Annotated in this window: 16 protein-coding genes, 3 tRNA genes and 4 pseudogenes; 12 read left to right on the forward strand and 11 right to left on the reverse strand. The window is 66.0% G+C overall.

Features of this window, described 5'->3' with window-relative positions; translation table 11 throughout:
* Window position 1: 1 nt before the first annotated feature.
* Window positions 2–829 carry a type I methionyl aminopeptidase gene (map, locus tag NHF48_RS20790; protein ID WP_253072177.1) on the reverse strand — a complete coding sequence of 276 codons (828 nt, stop codon included), beginning with the start codon at window positions 827–829 and terminating at the stop codon, window positions 2–4.
* Window positions 830–880: 51 nt separating this feature from the next.
* On the opposite strand from map, the gene NHF48_RS20795 reads away from it, so the two are divergent.
* On the forward strand, window positions 881–1639 hold the full coding sequence (locus NHF48_RS20795) for a competence/damage-inducible protein A (RefSeq protein ID WP_253072506.1): 759 nt from the start codon (window positions 881–883) through the stop codon (window positions 1637–1639).
* Between the two features lie 24 nt (window positions 1640–1663).
* Here NHF48_RS20795 and NHF48_RS20800 read toward each other — a convergent pair whose 3' ends face one another.
* Together NHF48_RS20800 and NHF48_RS20805 are read right to left on the reverse strand one after the other, a co-directional pair.
* Window positions 1664–2080, reverse strand: coding sequence for an HIRAN domain-containing protein (locus NHF48_RS20800; protein ID WP_263817001.1), 417 nt, complete (start codon window positions 2078–2080; stop codon window positions 1664–1666).
* 126 nt (window positions 2081–2206) lie between these two features.
* Window positions 2207–2282 (reverse strand) — tRNA-Ala (locus NHF48_RS20805).
* Window positions 2283–2518: 236 nt separating this feature from the next.
* On the opposite strand from NHF48_RS20805, the gene NHF48_RS20810 reads away from it, so the two are divergent.
* Window positions 2519–3823, forward strand: coding sequence for a DUF2171 domain-containing protein (locus NHF48_RS20810; protein WP_253072179.1), 1305 nt, complete (start codon window positions 2519–2521; stop codon window positions 3821–3823).
* A gap of 141 nt (window positions 3824–3964) precedes the next feature.
* The gene (locus NHF48_RS20815) at window positions 3965–4954 is read left to right on the forward strand and encodes an NADP-dependent oxidoreductase (protein WP_253072180.1); all 990 of its coding nucleotides are present in this window, start codon (window positions 3965–3967) and stop codon (window positions 4952–4954) included.
* 182 nt (window positions 4955–5136) lie between these two features.
* Here NHF48_RS20815 and NHF48_RS20820 read toward each other — a convergent pair.
* From NHF48_RS20820 to NHF48_RS20840, 5 genes and pseudogenes are all read right to left on the reverse strand, one after another.
* A pseudogene (locus NHF48_RS20820) lies at window positions 5137–6106 on the reverse strand (magnesium and cobalt transport protein CorA).
* Between the two features lie 39 nt (window positions 6107–6145).
* Window positions 6146–6940 carry a MetQ/NlpA family ABC transporter substrate-binding protein gene (locus tag NHF48_RS20825; RefSeq protein WP_056047737.1) on the reverse strand — a complete coding sequence of 265 codons (795 nt, stop codon included), beginning with the start codon at window positions 6938–6940 and terminating at the stop codon, window positions 6146–6148.
* Between the two features lie 8 nt (window positions 6941–6948).
* A complete protein-coding gene (locus NHF48_RS20830) occupies window positions 6949–7611 on the reverse strand; it encodes a methionine ABC transporter permease (RefSeq protein ID WP_253072181.1) in 663 nt (220 codons plus the stop codon).
* On the reverse strand, window positions 7608–9356 hold the full coding sequence (locus tag NHF48_RS20835; protein WP_253072182.1) for an LLM class flavin-dependent oxidoreductase: 1749 nt from the start codon (window positions 9354–9356) through the stop codon (window positions 7608–7610). The genes NHF48_RS20830 and NHF48_RS20835 overlap by 4 nt, the downstream gene beginning before the upstream one ends.
* A complete protein-coding gene (locus tag NHF48_RS20840) occupies window positions 9356–10099 on the reverse strand; it encodes an ATP-grasp domain-containing protein (RefSeq protein WP_253072183.1) in 744 nt (247 codons plus the stop codon). Before NHF48_RS20840 ends, NHF48_RS20835 begins: the two co-directional genes overlap by 1 nt.
* 4 nt (window positions 10100–10103) lie before the next feature.
* Here NHF48_RS20840 and NHF48_RS20845 point away from each other — a divergent pair, with 4 nt between their 5' ends.
* Window positions 10104–10346 (forward strand): hypothetical protein, encoded by a 243-nt coding sequence (locus NHF48_RS20845; RefSeq protein WP_253072184.1) that lies wholly within the window; start codon window positions 10104–10106, stop codon window positions 10344–10346.
* Between the two features lie 30 nt (window positions 10347–10376).
* Window positions 10377–10998 (forward strand): annotated as a pseudogene (locus NHF48_RS20850) (peptidylprolyl isomerase).
* 254 nt (window positions 10999–11252) lie between these two features.
* On the opposite strand, the gene NHF48_RS20855 reads toward NHF48_RS20850, so the two are convergent.
* A complete protein-coding gene (locus NHF48_RS20855) occupies window positions 11253–12137 on the reverse strand; it encodes a diacylglycerol/lipid kinase family protein (RefSeq protein WP_056062698.1) in 885 nt (294 codons plus the stop codon).
* Between the two features lie 90 nt (window positions 12138–12227).
* On the opposite strand from NHF48_RS20855, the gene hemB reads away from it, so the two are divergent.
* The 3 genes and pseudogenes from hemB (at window position 12228) to NHF48_RS20870 (ending at window position 15989) form a co-directional block, all read left to right on the forward strand.
* Complete coding sequence (hemB, locus tag NHF48_RS20860; RefSeq protein WP_253072185.1) at window positions 12228–13220, forward strand: porphobilinogen synthase; 993 nt, start codon at window positions 12228–12230, stop codon at window positions 13218–13220.
* A complete protein-coding gene (locus NHF48_RS20865) occupies window positions 13217–13756 on the forward strand; it encodes a GNAT family N-acetyltransferase (RefSeq protein WP_253072186.1) in 540 nt (179 codons plus the stop codon). The genes hemB and NHF48_RS20865 overlap by 4 nt, the downstream gene beginning before the upstream one ends.
* A gap of 28 nt (window positions 13757–13784) precedes the next feature.
* Window positions 13785–15989, forward strand: a pseudogene (locus tag NHF48_RS20870) (fused MFS/spermidine synthase).
* 143 nt (window positions 15990–16132) lie between these two features.
* Here NHF48_RS20870 and NHF48_RS20875 read toward each other — a convergent pair.
* Window positions 16133–16642, reverse strand: a complete 510-nt coding sequence (locus tag NHF48_RS20875) for a hypothetical protein (protein ID WP_253072187.1) — start codon at window positions 16640–16642, stop codon at window positions 16133–16135.
* Window positions 16643–16736: 94 nt separating this feature from the next.
* On the opposite strand from NHF48_RS20875, the gene NHF48_RS20880 reads away from it, so the two are divergent.
* Window positions 16737–16813, forward strand: a tRNA-Arg gene (locus tag NHF48_RS20880).
* A gap of 50 nt (window positions 16814–16863) precedes the next feature.
* Window positions 16864–16940, forward strand: a tRNA-Arg gene (locus NHF48_RS20885).
* A gap of 7 nt (window positions 16941–16947) precedes the next feature.
* Here the strand turns inward: NHF48_RS20885 and NHF48_RS20890 are convergent.
* Entirely contained in the window at window positions 16948–17877 is a 930-nt protein-coding gene (locus NHF48_RS20890) for an alpha/beta hydrolase (protein ID WP_253072188.1), read from the reverse strand.
* Between the two features lie 307 nt (window positions 17878–18184).
* Here NHF48_RS20890 and NHF48_RS20895 point away from each other — a divergent pair.
* Both NHF48_RS20895 and NHF48_RS20900 read left to right on the forward strand, forming a co-directional pair.
* Window positions 18185–18247: pseudogene (locus NHF48_RS20895) on the forward strand (hypothetical protein); the annotation flags it as partial.
* A 64-nt stretch (window positions 18248–18311) separates the two neighbouring features.
* Complete coding sequence (locus tag NHF48_RS20900; protein WP_253072189.1) at window positions 18312–18854, forward strand: alpha/beta fold hydrolase; 543 nt, start codon at window positions 18312–18314, stop codon at window positions 18852–18854.
* Window positions 18855–19042: the final 188 nt, after the last annotated feature.

The following is a 19042-nucleotide window of genomic DNA, read 5'->3' on the forward strand; positions in this document are numbered from 1 at the left end:
GCTATACGTAAGGCGGCTGCGTGTAGCCCTTGGGGCTGAGCGTGAAGATCTCGCAGCCGTCTTCCGTAATGCCGATCGAGTGCTCGAATTGCGCGGACAGCGAGCGATCGCGCGTGACCGCCGTCCAGCCATCGTCGAGCAGCTTCACGTCGGGGCGGCCGATGTTGATCATCGGCTCGATCGTGAAGATCATGCCGGGGCGAAGCTCGGGACCGGTGCCGGGCTTGCCGACATGGACGACTTCGGGGGCGTCGTGGAACAACCGGCCGACGCCGTGCCCGCAGAAATCGCGGACTACGCCGTAGCGGTGCTTCTCCGCGTGACGCTGGATCGCGTTGGCGACGTCGCCCATGCGGTTGCCGGGCTTGGCGTGCGCGATGCCGATCATGAGGCATTCGTAGGTGACTTCGACAAGGCGCCGCGCCTTGATCGGGACGTCGCCGATCAGGTACATCCGGCTCGTGTCGCCGTGCCAGCCGTCGAGCAGAGGCGTGACGTCGACGTTGACGATATCGCCCGACTTCAGCGTCTTCTCGCTCGGGATGCCGTGGCAGACGACGTGGTTGATCGAGATGCAGACGCTGTGCGTGTAGCCGCGATAACCGAGCGTCGCGGGGACGCCGCCGCCGGCGACGATGAAGTCGTAGATCAGCCGGTCGATCTCGGCGGTGGTCACGCCCGGCACCATGTGCGGGACGATCATGTCGAGCGTCTCGGCAGCAAGGCGACCCGCCTTCATCATGCCTTCGAAGGCGGCGGGGCCGTGCAGCTTGATGGCGCCGGTGCGCGCGTCGGGCTGGTCCGAGGTGACGGTTACATATTCGGTCATGTCGCGCGATATAGCGTGGCGGGCGCGGTTTTGCGAGGCTATGCCAAGAGCATGGTAGAGGAACGCATCTGGACGGCCGCGCTGACGATCATCGGCGACGAGATCCTGTCGGGCCGCACGCAGGACAAGAACGTCGCGCAGATCGCGGCCTGGCTCAACGTGCAGGGCATCCGCCTCGCCGAAGTGCGCGTGGTCGCCGACAAGACCGAGGCGATCGTCGAGGCGGTCAACATTTTGCGGACGCGCAACGATTACCTGTTCACGACCGGCGGGATCGGGCCGACTCACGACGACATCACGGCGGACGCGATCGCCGAGGCGCTAGGCGTCGCGGTCGAGCATCATCCGCGCGCGATGGCGGTGCTTGAGGCGTATTACGCGACGCGTGGCGGGCTCACCGAAGCGCGCGCAAGGATGGCGCGAGTACCGGTCGGGGCGGACCTGATCGACAACAAGGTGTCGGGCGCGCCGGGGATCCGGATCGGCAACATCTTCATCATGGCGGGCGTGCCGCACATTACCGCGGGGATGCTCGATGCGCTGACGGGGACGCTGGAGGGTGGGCGTCCGGTGGTGTCTAAGACGATCGGGTGCTGGGTGGCCGAGAGCGAGGTCGCGGACATCCTGCGCGATGCGGAGAAGACGCATGAAGGCGTCGCGATCGGGAGCTATCCGTTCTTTCGCGACGGCAAGACGGGCGCGAACTTCGTGGTGCGGAGTTCGGACGAGGTGCTGGTCGACCGCTGCCTCGCGGACCTGACGCGCGATCTGGAAGCGACCGGTCGTGTGGTCACTGCGCAGGGTATCTAGTTCATCCCATTCGGGGGTGATGCGTCACGCGCCCCATTCGGGACCCTCGGGGTCGGGGTAGAACGCGTCGGGATCGAACGACGCCGGGCGGGGCTGTGATGGCGTGGGTGCTTCGGGATCCGGCAGTGTCGGTGCGCCGCCGCCGAAGCGGATGCGGACATAGCCGTAGCTGCCAACCAGCGCCTGGAATATGGCGACATGCTCCTCCTCCTGCATACGCCGTCCGATCAGCGGCGCACGTTCGGCGGACAGATAGCCCATCTGCACGCCGCGCTGGCTGAACACCGCGACCGCATTCGTATCATGCGGGTTCTTCGGCTCGCGGCGCAGATCGACAGGTTCGCCGGGAGTGCAGAGCATCAATTCCATGCGGCGGTTGCTCTTGCTCTTGTCCGCGTTGGGGAAGTTGATGCCGACCACGTTGCACGTCAATTCGTCCATGCCGCACGATAGCGTGGCAACTGCGCGCATGAAAGACGCACGCATGGCAGACACATGGCAGACGTGGCGTGCAGTTTACGCCCGCGACGTGTTGGATGCTCGTCGACGTGCTGTTGCTATGCCGCGTGGTGGAGCCGAGGGGAATCGAACCCCTGACCTCTGCAGTGCGATTGCAGCGCTCTCCCATCTGAGCTACGGCCCCGCGCGGTTGGCCATAGGCCAGAATGGTGATCTAGCGGCTCGATTTGGGCGTTGCAACCGGGTTGGTGCGACCACGCCAACTGATCTTCGGCGCGTCGTCGCAACGGAGCGTCGGGTCGCCGTCAAGCTGCCGCAATCGCAGGAACATTCCGCCAGTTTGGCGCTTGTAGTCCTCGGAATGTACGACCTCGCGATCGACGGGGCCGGCAGCCGCAGGACAGCAATTAGGAGGTTCCTATGGTCTACGAACGCAACACCCGAGATCGCCAGTCGGGCGACTATTACGGTCGACCGAACTCGAACGATTATGGTCGCGATTTCCGCGCAGACGGTGGCGGCTATGGCCGTTCCAGCGCGCGTGAGTATGAAGCCGCCGGCGAATATGATCGCGACGATAACCGCAGCGGTCGCGGCCAGGCATATCAGGGGCGTGACGACCAGGGACGCGGCGATCAATATGGTCGCGAGCAGGGCGGTCGTGATTATTATGGCGGCCACAATGACCGCTCGCAGCCATCGGGCGGCGATCGCTACGGCCAGTCGCGTTACGGTCAGGGATCGGGCCAGGGATATGGCCAGCAGGGTTACGGGCAGCAGGGCTATGGCCAGCAGCGCTCCGGCCAGGGCTATGGGCAACAGTCCTACGGCCAGCGCAGCCAGGGTTCGGGCGATACCGAATATCACGGCAGCTATGCATCGGACGGTCGCCGCTTCGAGGACGTAGGTCGCAACCGCGATGCGGATGACGACAACCGCAACTCTTCGCGCGGCGGCAGCCGTAACGAGGGGCGTGACTATGGTCGCCAGCCACAGGGCTATGACTATGACGATCGCGGGTTCATCGCGCGCGCCGGCGACGAAGTTCGCTCGTGGTTCGGTGACGACGAGGCCGAGCGTCGCCGCGAAGCCGATGCACGCTATGACGAGCGGTCCTATGGCAACTCGGACAATCGTGCGTTCGGCAATCGCTCGTCGAACACGCACGACGACCATTATCATGGCTGGCGCAGCACGCAGATCGCTGCGCTCGACCGCGACTATGACGAGTATCGCCATGAGAACCGCTCGAAGTTCGAGAACGAGTTCTCGTCGTGGCGCAATGAGCGCCAGGGCCAGCGTAGCTCGCTGTCGCAGGTTACCGAGCATATGGAAGTCGTCGGGTCTGACGGCAGCCATGTCGGCACTGTCGACAAGGTGAAGGGCGACCGGATCCTGCTGACCAAGAACGACCGCGATGCAGGCGGCGTGCACCACTCCATCCCATCGCGCTGGATCAAGACCGTCGACGGCAAGGTGACGCTGTCGAAGTCGTCCGATGAGGCCAAGTCGGCGTGGAAGGAAGAAGAGCGCAACTCGGCGATGTTCGAGTACGGCGATCGCACGGGCGGCGATAAGAAGGATGCCGGCACTAGCGGCTATGCTTCGAGCTCGCAGACGGGCAGCACCGGGACCGGTACGGCATCGACCACGGGCACGACGACCGGCGGCACCACCGGGACGACGTCGGACACGCTCGGCAAGTCGGGTTCGACCACGTACTAACTGGTTGAAAGCGTTGGCTGGCGTCGCATGATGTCAGCCGAACAAGGGCCCGGGCGGAAACGTCCGGGCCTTTTTGCAGGTTGCGTAAGGTGTGCGTTTCGCCATACCCGCAACACGAATAATCAAGACAGGAGCAAGTTTATGGCCCGTGCATGGACCCTGAAGGCACGTCCGCAAGGCATGCCGAAGCATACCGACTTCGCCATGATCGATCTCGACCAGTCTGCGCTCGGCGCCGGCGAGGTGCGGATCGCCAATCGCTGGCTGTCGGTCGACCCGTACATGCGCGGGCGGATGAACGACGTGAAGAGCTATGTCCCGCCGTTCGCGCTGGGGGAGGCGATGCAGGGCGGCGCGGTCGGCGAAGTGGTCGAGAGTAACGACGACGGCGTCAAGGTCGGCGACATGGTGCTGCACATGGCGGGCTGGCGCGACGAGGCGGTGGTGCCGGCCGCGCAGGTGCAAAAGCTGCCTGCGCTCGACGTGCCTCCGCAAGCGTTTCTGGGTCAGCTCGGCATGCCCGGGATGACCGGGTATTTCGGCCTGCTTCAGGTTGCCGAGGCGAAGGCGGGCGACACGGTGTTCGTGTCGGCGGCGGCGGGTGCGGTTGGATCGACCGTGGTGCAGGTCGCCAAGGCCAAGGGCATGACGGTGATCGGCTCGGCTGGCGGCGCGGAGAAATGCGCTTGGGTGAAGTCGCTCGGTGCGGATGCGGTGATCGACTATAAAAGCGACGTGCCGGTGGTGAAGGCGCTCGGCGAGGCTGCTCCGAAAGGTATCGACGTGTATTTCGACAACGTCGGCGGCGAGCATCTCGACGCGGCGTTGGCGCATGCGCGGATGCACGCGCGGTTCGCGGTGTGCGGGATGATCGACGTCTACAACAGCGGCGCGGCGACGCAGTTGAAGTACCTCGCGCGGCTGATCGGCAACCGGGTGCAGATCCGCGGGTTCATCGTCAGCGACTACATGAATCGCGCCGAGGAGTTCTACAAGGACATGGGCGGGATGCTGGCGGCGGGGACGCTGAAGCGGCAGGAGACCGTGCACAAGGGGCTCGAGACGATGCCGGATGCATTCCTGGGGCTGTTCTCGGGTGGGAATACGGGGAAGATGCTCGTCAAGGTTTGAGCTAAACTCTGACGCGTTTCAGTCAGTACCCCCCGGCGAAGGCCGGGGTCCAATTGGAAAGGTCGCAGTAACGGAACGTATCGCCCGTCATTCGCGCCCCCCAATTGGGCCCCGGCCCTCGCCGGGGTGGGGAGCAATGTCTGACCGCTTGTCTGAAACGAAAATCAGGTCGATCCGCGGGCCTACAGCCACTTCGCCTGCTTGAACTTCACGTACAGCGCGGCGCAGACGACGCCGATCACCGCCAGCACGACGAAATACCCGTATTCCGTCTTCAGCTCGGGCATGTTCTCGAAGTTCATGCCGTAGATCCCCGCGATCGCGGTCGGAACCGCGAGGATGGCAGCCCAAGCGGCCAGTTGGCGGGTGATCGCGCCGGTGCGTTGTTGTTCGAGCAGGTTGCTGAATTCGAACACTGAGGTCAGCACTTCGCGCAGGCCCTCGACCATCGTCTGCACGCGGCGGACGTGGTCGAGCACGTCGCTGAAATACGGTTTCGCCTCGGTATCGATGCAGGGGGAGGTCGAGGCGGACGATCTTGCCCGCGACCTCGCCCATCGGTCCGAGGATTCTCTGGAAGCGGATCATCTCGCGCCGGAGCCCGAAGATGCGGACGATCTCGTCGCGGCCTAGGAACGCGTCGATCGTGCGTTGCTCCATCGCCAGCACCTCGTCCTCGATGCTCTCGACGATCGGGAGATAGCCGTCGACGACGTAGTCGAGGATCGCGTGAAGGACGTAGTCGACGCCATTGATCAGCAAGGTCGGCGCGGCTTCGAGCTGTTCGCGTAATGCCTTGTGCGAGCGTGCCGAGCCGTGGCGGACGCTGATGATGTGGCTGTGGCCGACGAAGATCGCGGTTTCGCCGTAGGCGATCTTGTCCTGCTCCAGCTGTGCGGTGCGGGCGACGACGAACAGCTGGTCGCCATAGACGTCGACCTTGGGTAGCTGATCCGCCTTGATCGCGTCCTCCACGGCCAGCGGGTGGAGGTTATACTGGTCCTTCAGCGTCCGCATCTCGGCGTCGGTCGGGTCGCAGATGCCGATCCAGACGAACTCCGAGCGATCCGCCGGGCAGTCGACCTTTTCGTCGATCGAGACCGCGCGGACGCGCTTGCCATGGCGATAGAGATACGCGGCGACGACCGTCATGGAGCCTCAAGGATTACGCTGACTGGGCTCGCGCCGGTATCAGAACGCCGGCAGCACCGCACCCCGATAATGCTGCTCGATGAAGGTCTTGGTCGCCGGGCTGCGCAACGCGGCGATCAGTTTCACGACCCGCGGGTCCTTCTCGCCGCCCGGCAGACCGACGACGAAATTGACGTAGGGGCTGTTCTTGTCCTCGATCGCAAGCGCATCGCGGACCGGGTTGAGCTTCGCGTCGAGCGCATAGTTGGTGTTGATCAGCGCGAGATCGACCTCGCCGAGCGTGCGGGGCAGGGTGGCGCCCTCCAGTTCCTTGAACTGGAGGTTCTTCGGGTTGGTGGCGATGTCGTTGAGGCTCGACAACGGATTGGTCGGGTTCTTCAGCGTGATCAGCCCGGCCTTTTGCAGCAGCAGAAGCGCGCGGCCGCCGTTGCTCGGCTCGTTGGGGATCGCGACGGTCGCGCCGTTGGGGATCTGCGCGATCGACTTCCACTTGCGTGAATAGGCACCGAGCGGTTCGACGTGGACGCCGGCGTAGGTCACCAGATGCGTGCCGCGCGAGGCGTTGAACTCGTCGAGATAGGGCTTGGTCTCGAAATAGCTGACGTCGATCTGCTTCTGCTCGACCTGGAGGTTGGGCTGGACGTAATCGTTGAAGACGCGGATCTGGAGGTCGACGCCTTCCTTCGCCAGCGTCGGCTTGATCGATTCCAGGATTTCGGCATGCGGGACCGCGGTCGCGGCGACGGTCAGCGTCTTGCCGTCATTGGTCTTGGTGCCACCGCACGCGGCGAGCGCGAGCAGCGAGAACGAGGCGAGCAGGGTGCGGCGGTTCATGGCAGTTCCTAGCGGCGGGTGAAGTGGCGGGCGAGCGCGTCGCCGGCATATTGGATGATCTGGACGAGCACGACCAGCAGCACGACGGTGACGACCATGACGTCGGTCTGGAAGCGCTGATAGCCGAACCGGATCGCGAGATCGCCGAGTCCGCCCGCGCCGACCACGCCCGCCATCGCGGTGAACGAGACGAGCGCGACCGCAGTGACGGTGGCGCCGGCGATCAGGCCGGGGAGTGCCTCGGGGATCAGCGCGCCGGTGACGATCTGGCGCGTGGTGGCACCCATCGCCTGCACCGCCTCGATCGTGGTGCGATCGACTTCCTTGAGCGAGCCTTCGACGAGGCGCGCATAAAAGGGCGCGGCGCCGACGACGAGCGGCGGGATCGCGCCGGCGACGCCTAGCGAGGTGCCGACGAGCATCACGGTCAGCGGGATCATCACGATCAGCAGGATGATGAACGGCACCGAGCGGAGGATGTTGACGATGATCCCGAGCGCGGCGTTGGCGACGCGGTTCTGCGACAGCCGGCCCCGGTCGGTGAGGTAGAGCAGGACGCCGAGCGGGAGGCCGAACGCGATCGTCAGGATCAGCGATCCGCCGAGCATGATCAGCGTGTCGAGGCACGCATGGCCGATGTCGGACCAGTCGATGTTGGCAAAGAAGCTCATGCCGCCAGCACCGCCAGCATGCGCTGCGTCGCCGGGTGGGCGGCGTTGGCGAAGATGTCGGTGACGTCTCCGGTCTCGACGATGCGGCCGCGCTCGAGGACGGCGACGCGGTCGCAGACGTAGCGGACGACGTCCATCTCGTGGGTGATGAGGACGATCGTCAGGCCGAGGTCTCGGTTGAGCTCGCGGAGGAGGGTGAGGACCGAGCGGGTGGTTTCGGGATCGAGTGCGCTAGTCGCTTCGTCGCAGAGCAGGATGTCGGGGTCGGTGGCGAGCGCGCGGGCTATGCCGACGCGCTGTTTCTGGCCGCCGGAGAGTTGGGCGGGGTATTTGGCAGCGTGATCGGCCAGGCCTACGCGGTCGAGCAGCGCGGCGACTTTCGTCTCGCGCTCGGCCTTGGATACGCCCGCCAGCACCAGCGGGAACGCGACGTTTGCGGCGACCGTGCGCGACGACAGCAGGCCGAAGTTCTGGAAGATCATGCCGATCCGGCGGCGCAGCGCGCGCAGGTCCGCCGCCGACAAAGCGGCTACGTCGACGCCATCGACTTCGACCCGGCCCGACGTCGGGCGTTCGAGCGCGTTGATCAGGCGGATCAGCGTCGACTTGCCTGCACCGGACTGGCCGATGACGCCAAATACGCCGCGTGCAGGAATTTCGAGCGATACGCCATCGAGGGCCGCAGCCTCGCTTGCCGGGTAGGTTTTGATGACGTCGGTGAGGCGGATCATGCGGTGCCCATCACCTGCGCGGCGAACCGCTCCATCTCTTCGGCCTGCGGGCTCATCTGGAGCAGCAGCAGGTCGAGACCGACGGCCTCGTATTCCGCGACACGCTCCTTCAATTGCTCGGGCGTGCCGACCAGATTGGGGCGCAGGCCGCGGTTGGAGACGGAATATTCCTGGATCTTCATCTCGCGTTCGAGCTGCGTGCCCGACAACCACTGGTCGAAATTCGCATAGCCGGCGGGGGAGTTCGGTGACGCTGGTGATGCGGTCGAGCTCGCGCTTGGCCTCCGCCTCGCTGTCGCGGACGATCGCGTAGGCGGCCATGCCGTATTGCATCGGCGCGCCGCCAGCTGCTTCGCGCCGCGCCGCCATGTCGGCGATCTTCGGGGCGATCGCGTCGGCGGGGTCGCCGTGCATGACGTACGCGTCGCACTGCGCGGCGATCATCGCCTTGGCCTTCTCGCTTTCGCCGCCGGCGTAGACGGTCGGGCGCTTGGCGGGCTTGGGCGAGCAGATCGCCTGTTCGGTGGTGTAGAACTGGCCCGCGAAGTCGAACCGCTCCTCAGTCCAGAGCCCGTCGACGACGGTCAGCCACTCGGCGGTGCGCGCGTAGCGATCGTCGTGCTGGTCGAACTGGAGGCCGTATTGCTTGGCCTCGTCCGCCCACCAGGACGACACGACGTTCAGCGCGAGGCGTCCGCCCGAGATCCGATCGATGTTCGCCGCGGCCTTGGCGAACAGCGCGGGGTGGTGGAAGTTCGGGCGGACCGCGACCATCAGCTCGATGCTGTCGGTCGTCGCCGCCAGCGCGGCCGCGGTCGACCATGCGTCGAGCGCGGGCTGTTCGATGCCCTTGATATCGTTGAGGTTCAGCTCGGCGATCAGCGTCAGGTCATAGCCCCAGCGCTCGGCGTTCCGCGTCAGCGCCTTGGTGTACGCCCAGCTCGCCTCCATCCCCTCGTCGGGGACATTCCGAAGCCAGCCGCCGAAGACGGGAGTCCAGTAGCCATAGCGCATCAGCGGGCCTTCTCGATCTGTTCGACGAGGTAATCGACGAGGCGGTCGTGGGGATCCCAGCCGAGCACATCCAATGGCTTGGCGACAAAGTTCGACAGTGCGTTGATGTCGTAGAAACGCGCGACGCCGTCGCGGTCGTCGATCATGACTTCCACGCCGCCGACGTCGAGATCGACCGCGCGGGCGATCGCCTCGGCGGCGTCCTTCAAGGTCTGCGAGGGCTCGACCGCGGCCATCTTGATGCCGGAGCCGGGTACGACGCACGCATCCGCGGGGCAGAGATCGAATGCGCCGCCGCCGGCGACTTCGATCGCGTAGAGGAATTTGCGGTCGAGCGTCTCGATCCGGGTGATCGCACCGTCGCGGACGGGGACGTATTCCTGGACCAGCAGCACGCCGTCGACGCTGCTTGGGAGGCCGGCGTCGGCTACGGCGGTGCGCAGTTCTTCGAGGCTGTCGAAGCGGATTATGCCGGCGCCCGATCCGCCGATGTTCGCTTTGACGACCAGCGGGAAGCGGAGCGTCTGCGCGGCGGGGACGACGTCGGCGGCACGGTGGACGACGCGCGTCTCGGGGATTGCGAGGCCGAGCGAGGCGATCAGCGATAACTGCCGTGCCTTGGAGGCGTCGATCGCGAGGACGTCGGTGCCGTTGATCAAGCGTGCGCCGGTGCGGCGCCAGTGATCGAGCATCGCCATCGTGTCGAAGATCGGATGCTCGTCGTTGCGCAGGAAGCTCGACATCGCGATGCGGTTGAAGACGACGGGGGCGGGGGGCGCTCTGGTCGGCGGGGTTCCAGAACCCGTCGGGCGTCGCGCGGGTGAACGCGACGCCGCGGCGATCGAGGGCGGCGAACAGCGGTTCGAACCAGAGCGGGTGCTCGTAGAGAATGGCGAGATCGGTCATCGCTCACCGGATACGCATTGCGTGCGGGCGTGCAAACCCAAGCAAAACTTTGCCGCGCGCAATATCGTGTCGCGGGGCCGCTGACAGCGAGGGGAGGACGCGGTAGCGTGGCGGATGATCTCCAGATTCGTCACGCTCGCTCTTGCCGTTCTCGGCGCGGTTTCCGTCTCGGCGCAGGAAGCTCCGCCGGCTTCGCCGCCTGTTGCTCCGGCGACCGTCTCGATCGTGATGACGACGAGCGAGGGGCCGATCACGCTGGCGCTGGAGAAGGAGCGTGCGCCGCTGACGACCGCGAACTTCCTGCGCTATGTGGATCAGAAGCGGCTCGATGGGGTGACGTTCTATCGCGCGATGAAGCTCGGCGCGGACGCCGGGTTGATCCAGGGCGGGCCGCAGGGCGAGGTGAAGCGGCTGTTGCCACCGGTGAAGCATGAGCCGACTAGCCAGACCGGGCTGTCGCATGTCGACGCGACGATCTCGATGGCAAGGTTTGCGCCGGGGGAGCGCGACGGCGGACTTCTTTATTACGGTCGGGCCGGTGTTGTCGCTCGATGCTAATCCGGCTGGGAGTGGGGACACGGCTGGGTTTGCGGCGTTCGGGCATGTGGTGGAGGGGATGGACGTGGTGAAGCGCATCCTTGCTGCGCCGACTTCGCCGACTGCTGGGGTTGGGGTGATGAAGGGGCAGATGATCGCTGTGCCGGTTAAGATTTTGACGGTTCGGCGGGTCAAGTAACGGGCGTCGGTTCGAGAACGATTACGCTTCACAGCTACCACCCCGGCGGAGGCCGGGGCCCAGTTGGGGGACGTCGCCAACTGAGCGCTGCGCGTCGTTACTGCGACCTTTCCAACTGGGCCCCGGCCTTCGCCGGGGTGGTGGCTCGTGAGGCGGGCTATCGTGACCCGAAGTTGTTTCCCCGCGAAGGCGGGGACCCAGACTGGGCTCCCGCCTTCGCGGGAGAACAAGGAGGTGGGGGCTGACCTTCGCCCTCAGGCTGGCGCCATCACCCGGATGATACCGGCCGCGACCTTGGCCGTCACCGGGGTCTTCGCCAGCACTTCGCCGTCGATCGAGATCGGCAGCGGCGGGATCGTGTTGATCTTCAGGCTTTTTCCCCGGAAATCGCGCACCTTCTCGTGCCGCGACTCCAGCCGGAACACGCTGGCATACCAGTTCTGCACCAGTCGCCGCTTCACATGCCCCATCACCGCCTGCACCACGATCTCGCCAGAATCGACTGCCGCCGCATCCACCAGTTCGGTGCCGCCATGATAAGGCCCGTTCGAGATGCGCACCTCGACGACGCGGATCTTCACCGCGGTCGGACCCTCGCCGACGATCAGCGTAAACGGGCGGAAGCGCATGTATTGATACGTTGCCCACGCCAGATAGCCGACCTTGCCGAAGACCTTCTTCAACCCGTGCGGAACCGTCTCGGCGATCTTCGGGCTGATGCCCATCGCGGCGCAGTTCGCGAAATAATCGCCGTCGATCATGCCAAGATCAATCCGGCGTGGCTTGCCGGTCCGGATCACCTCCACCGCGCCCTCGATATTCAGCGGAATGCCAAGCGTGCGCGCAAAACTGTTGGCCGTGCCGAGCGGCAGTACGCCGAGGATGACGTCGTGGCCGACCATCAGGTCGACCAACCCACTGACCGTGCCGTCGCCACCACCCAAGATCAGCAGGTCCGGCTTCTTCGCCAACGCCCGCAGCACCGTTGCCTCCAGGTCCTTCGGGTCTTCGACCGCATGCGCGTCGACCTCATAGGGCAGCCCCGACATCGCCGCACAGGCGCGCTTGAACAGCTTCTGTCCCTTGCGCGACTTGGCGTTGACGACGAGCGCCGCGGACGTGATCGTATCGTTCGACATAAGGCCCCCAACGCACGGCATGCGGTTTCGCACCCGTAACGCTCTTGCGTAACGCTTGATCCGTCGCCGTGCATCCCGCAAAGCCCCGCCATGACCGCAAGCTATCCCGCGCTTCGCCTCCGTCGCACCCGCGCCTCCGCCTGGAGCCGCCGCCTCCATGCCGAGACCGTGCTGACGCCCGCCGACCTGATCTGGCCGTTGTTCGTCACCGAGGGAGCCGGCGTCGAGCAACCGATCGCCAGCCTGCCGGGCGTGTCGCGCTGGTCGGTCGACGGGATCGTCGCACGTGGTCGCGAGGCGCGCGATCTCGGCATCCCGTGCATCGCGCTGTTCCCCTATACGCAGGTTGAGCGCCGCACCGAGGATGGGCGCGAGGCGCTGAACCCCGACAATCTGATGTGCCAGGCGATCCGCGCGCTGAAGGACGCGGTGCCCGAGGTCGGCGTGCTGACCGACGTCGCGCTCGATCCGTACACCAGCCACGGCCATGACGGGCTGGTCGACGCGGCCGGCTATGTCGTCAACGACACCACCGCAGAGATGCTCGTCGCGCAGGCGCTCAACCAGGCGAATGCGGGCGCCGACATCATCGCGCCGTCGGACATGATGGATGGCCGGATCGGCATGATCCGCAGCGCGCTCGAGGCGGAGTCGCACCACAACGTCCAGATCATGTCCTACGCCGCCAAGTACGCCAGCGCGTTCTATGGCCCGTTCCGCGATGCGGTCGGCTCGCGCGGGCTGCTCAAGGGCGACAAGAAGACGTACCAGATGGACAATGCCAACGGCGAAGAGGCCTTGCGCGAGGTCGCGATGGACCTGGCGGAGGGTGCCGACACGGTGATGGTCAAGCCCGGCCTGCCGTATCTCGACATCATCGTCCGCGTCCGCCAGGCGTTCGAGGTGCCGGTGTTCGCGTACCAGGTGTCGGGCGAATACGCGATGATCGAGCACGCGGTCGCAGCCGGCGCGGCGGAGCGCGACGTGATGGTGCTGGAGACGCTGATGTCGTTCAAGCGCGCCGGCTGTTCGGGTGTGCTGACCTATCACGCGGCGCATGCGGCGAAATTGCTCGGCGGATGATCGAGACCGAACGGCTGATCTTGCGCGGCTGGCGTGATGACGATGCCGCCTTGCATCATGCGATGTGCGCCGATCCGGCGGTGATGGCGTATCTCGGGCCGGCGCCGACGCTGGCCGACTCCGCCGCGGTGGTGGCACGCCAGCAGGCGATGTTCGCCGACTATGGCGCGTGCTTCTGGGCGCTCGAACGGCGGGATACCGGCGCGTTTATCGGCTGGTGCGGGATCAAGCCCGGCCCGGTCGGTACGCCGATCGAGGGGAAACCCGAGATCGGCTGGAGTCTCGTCCAGAGCGAATGGGGGCAGGGCTATGCGCGGGAGGCCGCGGAAGCTTCCCTCGCTTGGAGTTGGCGTGAGATGGACTTGCCGACCGTCTGGGCGATCACCGTCCCTGCAAATACGGCCAGCCGCACACTCATGGAGCGGCTCGGGATGACCCGCGTGGTCGACGGCGATTTTGACCACCCGAAGCTCGCCGAAGACGACCCGCTTCGCCGCCATGTTCTCTACCGGATCGACCGCCCCGCTTATGTCTGAGACCGTATCGATCGAAGACCAGCCGCTGATGGCGCGCTCGTGCCGGACGATGTTCGTGGCGACGATCCTGACGGGGTCGTTTCTGCTGTTCCTCGTCCAGCCGATGGTGGCGCGGATGGCGTTGCCGCGGCTGGGGGCGCGCCGGCGGTGTGGAACTCGGCGATGCTGGTGTACCAGGCGTTGCTGCTCGCGGGCTATGCGTACGCGCATTGGCTCGGCCGGGTGCGGCCGCGGGCGCAGGCGGCGATCCACCTTGGGGTGCTGATCGTCGCGGCGTTGTGGTTGCCGATCGGGTTGATCGCGATGGACCTGCCGGCGGACGCGTTGCCGGCCTTGTGGGTGCCGTGGCTGCTCGGGCTGTCGATCGGACCGTTGTTCTTTGCGGTCTCTGCGCAGGCGCCGTTGATCCAGCGATGGTTCAGTGCGGCGAGTGGCGGCGGCGATCCGTATGCGCTGTATGCCGCGTCGAATCTCGGGAGTTTCGCGGGGCTGATCGCGTACCCGTTGCTGGTCGAGCCGCTGATGGCGGTGCACGGCCAGAGCTTGTTGTGGAGCGGTGGGTATCTGCTGCTGATCGTGCTGGTGCTCGCCTGCGCCACGCGCCTGCCCAAGACCGCGGCAGTCGATCATGTCGCCGCAACCAGCGCGCCGCCGGGCGCGCGCCGGATCGCGCATTGGATCGCGCTGGCGCTCGTGCCGTCGGGGATGATGCTGGCGACCTCGACCTATATCACTACCGATATCGTCGCGATGCCGCTGCTGTGGGTGATCCCGCTCGGGCTGTACCTGCTGAGCTTCAGCGTGGCGTTCGCGAACGATCGCTGGCTCGCCGACCTGCTCACGCGGATCGCGCCGATCACGATTCTGCTGTTCGGCGGGATCATCATGGGCGGGGTCAACGAACGCCCGTTCTTCAGCGCGGGGATCGCGCTGGTGCTGCTGTTCATGATCTCGGTTGCGCTGCACACCACGCTGTACCGCAAGCGGCCGGCGCCCGACCGGCTGACCGGCTTCTATCTTGCGATGTCGGCGGGTGGTGCGCTCGGTGGCGTGTTCGCGGCGCTGGTGGCCCCGGTGGTGTTCGACTGGACGTATGAGTATCCGCTCCTGATCCTGGCGGCGGGGGCGCTGGTGCCGCAAATCTATCTGTTCGGGCGGTTCCGCGCGCTATGGATGGGCAAGGGGCCAGCGAAACACGTCGCGCTGCTCGCGATCATCGTCGCGTTAATCATCCTTACCGCATTGCGGATCGGCAATCCCGATGGCGTGTTCGGCGAGGGGCGGCAGGGCCTCGTGTTCCTGGTGATAGCCGCGATCGGATTCGTCGCGATCGGCGCGCGGCGGCCGTACATGGCCGTACTGGCGGGTGCGCTGGTGCTGTTCGGCGGGTATCGGTCGCTCGAGTTCTCGCTCGATCCGGGCGCGCGGGTTCGGAGTTATTTCGGCGTCTACACCGTGCGAGACGAGCCGGGGCCGAACGGCGGCACGCGCGAACTCGATCATGGGACGACGGTGCACGGCATCCAGTTGCGCGGTTCGCCTGAGCGCGAGCGGACGCCGACGACCTATTACGCGGCAGGATCGGGCGTCGGGCAGGCGATGCAAGCCGCGTCCGCACTATACGGCCCGCAGGCGCGGATCGGTGTGGTTGGGCTCGGGACGGGGACGCTCTCCTGCTATGCGCGGCCGGGGCAGCGCTGGCGGTTCTACGAGATCGATCCGGCGGTGGTGCGGATCGCGCGCGATACCGGGCAGTTCACCTATTTGTCTCGGTGCTTGCCCAAGTCGGAGATCCGGATGGGCGATGCGCGGATCGCGTTGGCGCATGATGCGGCGGACAGCCTCGACCTGCTCGCGCTCGATGCGTTCTCTTCGGATTCGGTGCCGATGCACCTGATGACGCGCGAGGCGTTCGCGACCTATGGTCGGGTGCTGTCGCGGAACGGGCTGCTGCTGGTGCATATCTCCAACCGGTTCATCGATCTAGAGCCGGTGATCGCGGCGGCGGCGCGCGAGGGCGGATGGACTGCGGTCGAGTTGAAATACCGGCCGTCGAGCTTGCTGGTCGATCGGGCGTCGGCGTCGGACTGGGTGGCATTGTCGCGTGACCCGCGCGCAATCGCCGCGTTGCGGTCGGGTGATCCGGAGTGGGCGCCACTGGTGCCGCGCAGGGGGCTTCACCGCGTGGACCGACGATTATTCGACGATCCTGCCGTTGTTGAAGGGGTTCTAGCCTCTCGATCCTCCCCCGCCAGGGGGAGGTGGCGCCGAAGGCGACGGAGGGGGAGGACACGCGACCGCCGTTTCGCCTTCCTCCCCCCTCCGTCTGGCAAGCGCCAGCCACCTCCCCCTGGCGGGGGGAGGATCAGCAACGGATCAAGCGGCCGGGAGGCTTGCCTGGATGCGGGTGATCGTGGCGCCTTGCCGATCGTTTTCCGCCTGTGCCTTGTCGCGGATCGTGGCCAGCGCCGGATAGTCCGCTTGCAGCTTGGCGGCGCGGTCGGTGGCGCGTTGTTCTATGTCGGTCACCAGTGCGGAGGATTGCGCACGCCAGTCGTCGAGTCCGGCAAGTGCGGTCTGCGCGGCTAGCCATGCGTCGCTGCCGACGGCGCCGCCGCGTGCGGTCCGTGCGAGCGCCTCGGTCTTGGCTGCGTCGCGCGTGAAGCCGGTGGCGATCGCATCGAGCTTGCCCGAGATCGTCCGGATATCGGCATCGAGCGCCGGATCGGGCGCGGCCACTGCGGTCTTCACCTCGGGCTCGGCGAATCCAAGCTTCTCGACCGGGCGCAGGCCCAGCGACGGAAAGGCGGTGGTATCCTTGCTGCACGCGGACGCCGCGAGCAGGGCGAAGAGCGACAGCGAGCGGAGCGAAGCGGCGAGTTTCATGCCCGCCGCTCTATGCGTCCGCGCCGCCCGACACAACTTTATCGCGGCAAACCCTTGCGCCCCCGAAAATGCCTGCTATCAGCGCCCCTCCAGTGCACCCATAGCTCAGCTGGATAGAGCATCAGACTACGAATCTGAGGGTCGGGCGTTCGAATCGCTCTGGGTGCACCAGGATTTTCCGCTTCACGGCGGGCTTGTCGAACCGGTCACGGGACGGCGATGCACCCATAGCTCAGCTGGATAGAGCATCAGACTACGAATCTGAGGGTCGGGCGTTCGAATCGCTCTGGGTGCACCATTTTCCATCATCGGGTGTTCAGCCACGCGGCAATGCGATCGAGTAGCCTGTCGGTGGCGTTTAGCCTTCCGCCCATTTGCAGGACGGCGTGGATCATGCCGTCGAACCGGTCTTGATCGACGGTGACGCCCGCATCGCGCAGGCGCTGGCCATAGGCTTCACCCTCGTCGCGTAGCGGGTCGTTCTCGCAGGTTATCAGCAGCGTCGGGGGCAGGGCGGCGAGGTCGTTTGCCAGGATGGGCGACGCGCGCGGACCGGTTCGGCCTGCGTCCGAGGCTAGGTACAGGTCGATCTGCCGCTCCAAGGACTTTGCATCGATGATGTTGCCGTCTTCGCTTTGCCGTGACGGGTAGGCCGCATCGCGGCGCAGGTCGGTGTTTGGGTAGAGCAGGATCTGGCCTTTTAGCGCTGGTCCGCCTTCGGACGCTGCGCGGGAGGCGAGGGCGGTCGCGAGCGTACCGCCTATGCTGTCTCCGGAGACGACGATCCGAGACAGGTCGATATCTAGAGCGTCGGCTTGTGCGACGAGGCCTTGCAACGCCGTCCAGCTATCGTCGAGTTGCGCGGGGAAGCGGTGTTCGGGCGCCAGGCGATAGGCGGGTGCGGCGACCAGCCAGCCGGTCCGGTTCGCCAGCGCGCGCAACGCCGGGTCGTGGCCATCGATCGACCCGGCGATCGCGCCGCCGCCGTGGATGTGCAGCAGTAGCGGCAACGGGCCTGGTTTCGGGCGATAGAGCCGCACGGTTATTGGGCCTGCCTCCGATGGCAGCAGGAGGTGGGTGATCGCGTGGACCGGTTCCGGTTCGCCGGAGAAGGTCTTCAGCAGCGCCGTCTGGTAGCGGAAGTCAGCCAGCCACCGCGCGTCGTCGGCGTGCGGATCGGCGTCCGGGGCGAGTGTCTTTATCGTGTCGAGTATCGTTCGAGCCTGTGGATCCACCGGCGCATCTCCTTCGCGGATCGGACGTTCGGTGGCTGTAACGGGTTCCCTGCGCGGGCGGCTGCGACTTTGGACAAGGCCGGGCGTTCAGCGCACTAAGGATTTGAAGGAGATGGCTATGAAGCGGACGGGCAAGCGATTGATCGGCGGGGCGCTGCTGGCGGCGGTATCGGGGATCGGGCTGTCGCTCTATTCGAGCCGCGTCGCGCGGCTTGCCGAGGACCTGGTGCCGGCGGAAGGGCGCTTTCTCGACGTCGCGGGCGCTCGGCTGCACTATATCGATGTCGGCAGCGGGCCGGCGATCGTCATGGTTCACGGGCTCGCCGGGCAGTTGCGCAATTTCAGCTATGCGCTCGTCGACCTGCTGAAGGACGACTACCGCGTGATCGTCGTCGATCGGCCGGGGTCGGGCTATTCGACCGCGACGGGGGGCGATGCCGGGGATCATCGGGCAGGGTGCAATCATCGCCGACTTCATCCAGAAGCTGGGGCTCGATCGGCCGTTACTGGTGGGGCATTCGCTGGGCGGTGCGCTGAGCCTAGCGGTCGGGCTCGACCATCCGCATCTGGTCCGCGCGCTGGCGTTGATCGCGCCGCTGACGCAGCCGTTGGAGCAGGTGCCCGAGAGCTTCCGTGGGCTCGCGCGGATCCCGTCGGGTGCGCGTCTGGCGTTCGCGCAGGTGCTGGGGACGCCGCTCAGCCGGTTGACCGCGAAGAAGACGCTGGAAGGCGTGTTCGCGCCCGAGGCTGTGCCGGAGGATTTTATAACGCGGGGCGGTGGTGCGCTGTCGGCACGGCCGATCGCGATCGCGGCGGCGGCGGCGGATCTTGCCGGGGCGAACGACGATGTGACGGCGATGGTCGGGCGGTATGCGGAGATCGGTTTGCCGGTGCGGATATTGTTCGGGCGGCAGGATGCGATTCTGGATCCGGCTTGGAATGGTCACCGGACTGCGGCGGTGATTCCGGGGGGCTAAGATCGATACGATCGAGGGCGGGCATATGATCCCGATTACTGCGCCTGAGGCTTGTGCGCGGTTTGTAAGGGCCGCGTTTGCGGCTGGGTGAGTTTGCGCCTGGGGTCATCGTACGCAAGTAAACTATCCACCCTGGCGGAGGCCGGGGTCCAGTTGGAAAGGTCGATGTAACTGAGGACTGCGCTCGG

Origin of the sequence: Sphingomonas sp. H160509 (genome assembly GCF_024124765.2) — a bacterium.
In the GTDB taxonomy this organism is placed as follows: Bacteria; Pseudomonadota; Alphaproteobacteria; order Sphingomonadales; family Sphingomonadaceae; genus Sphingomonas.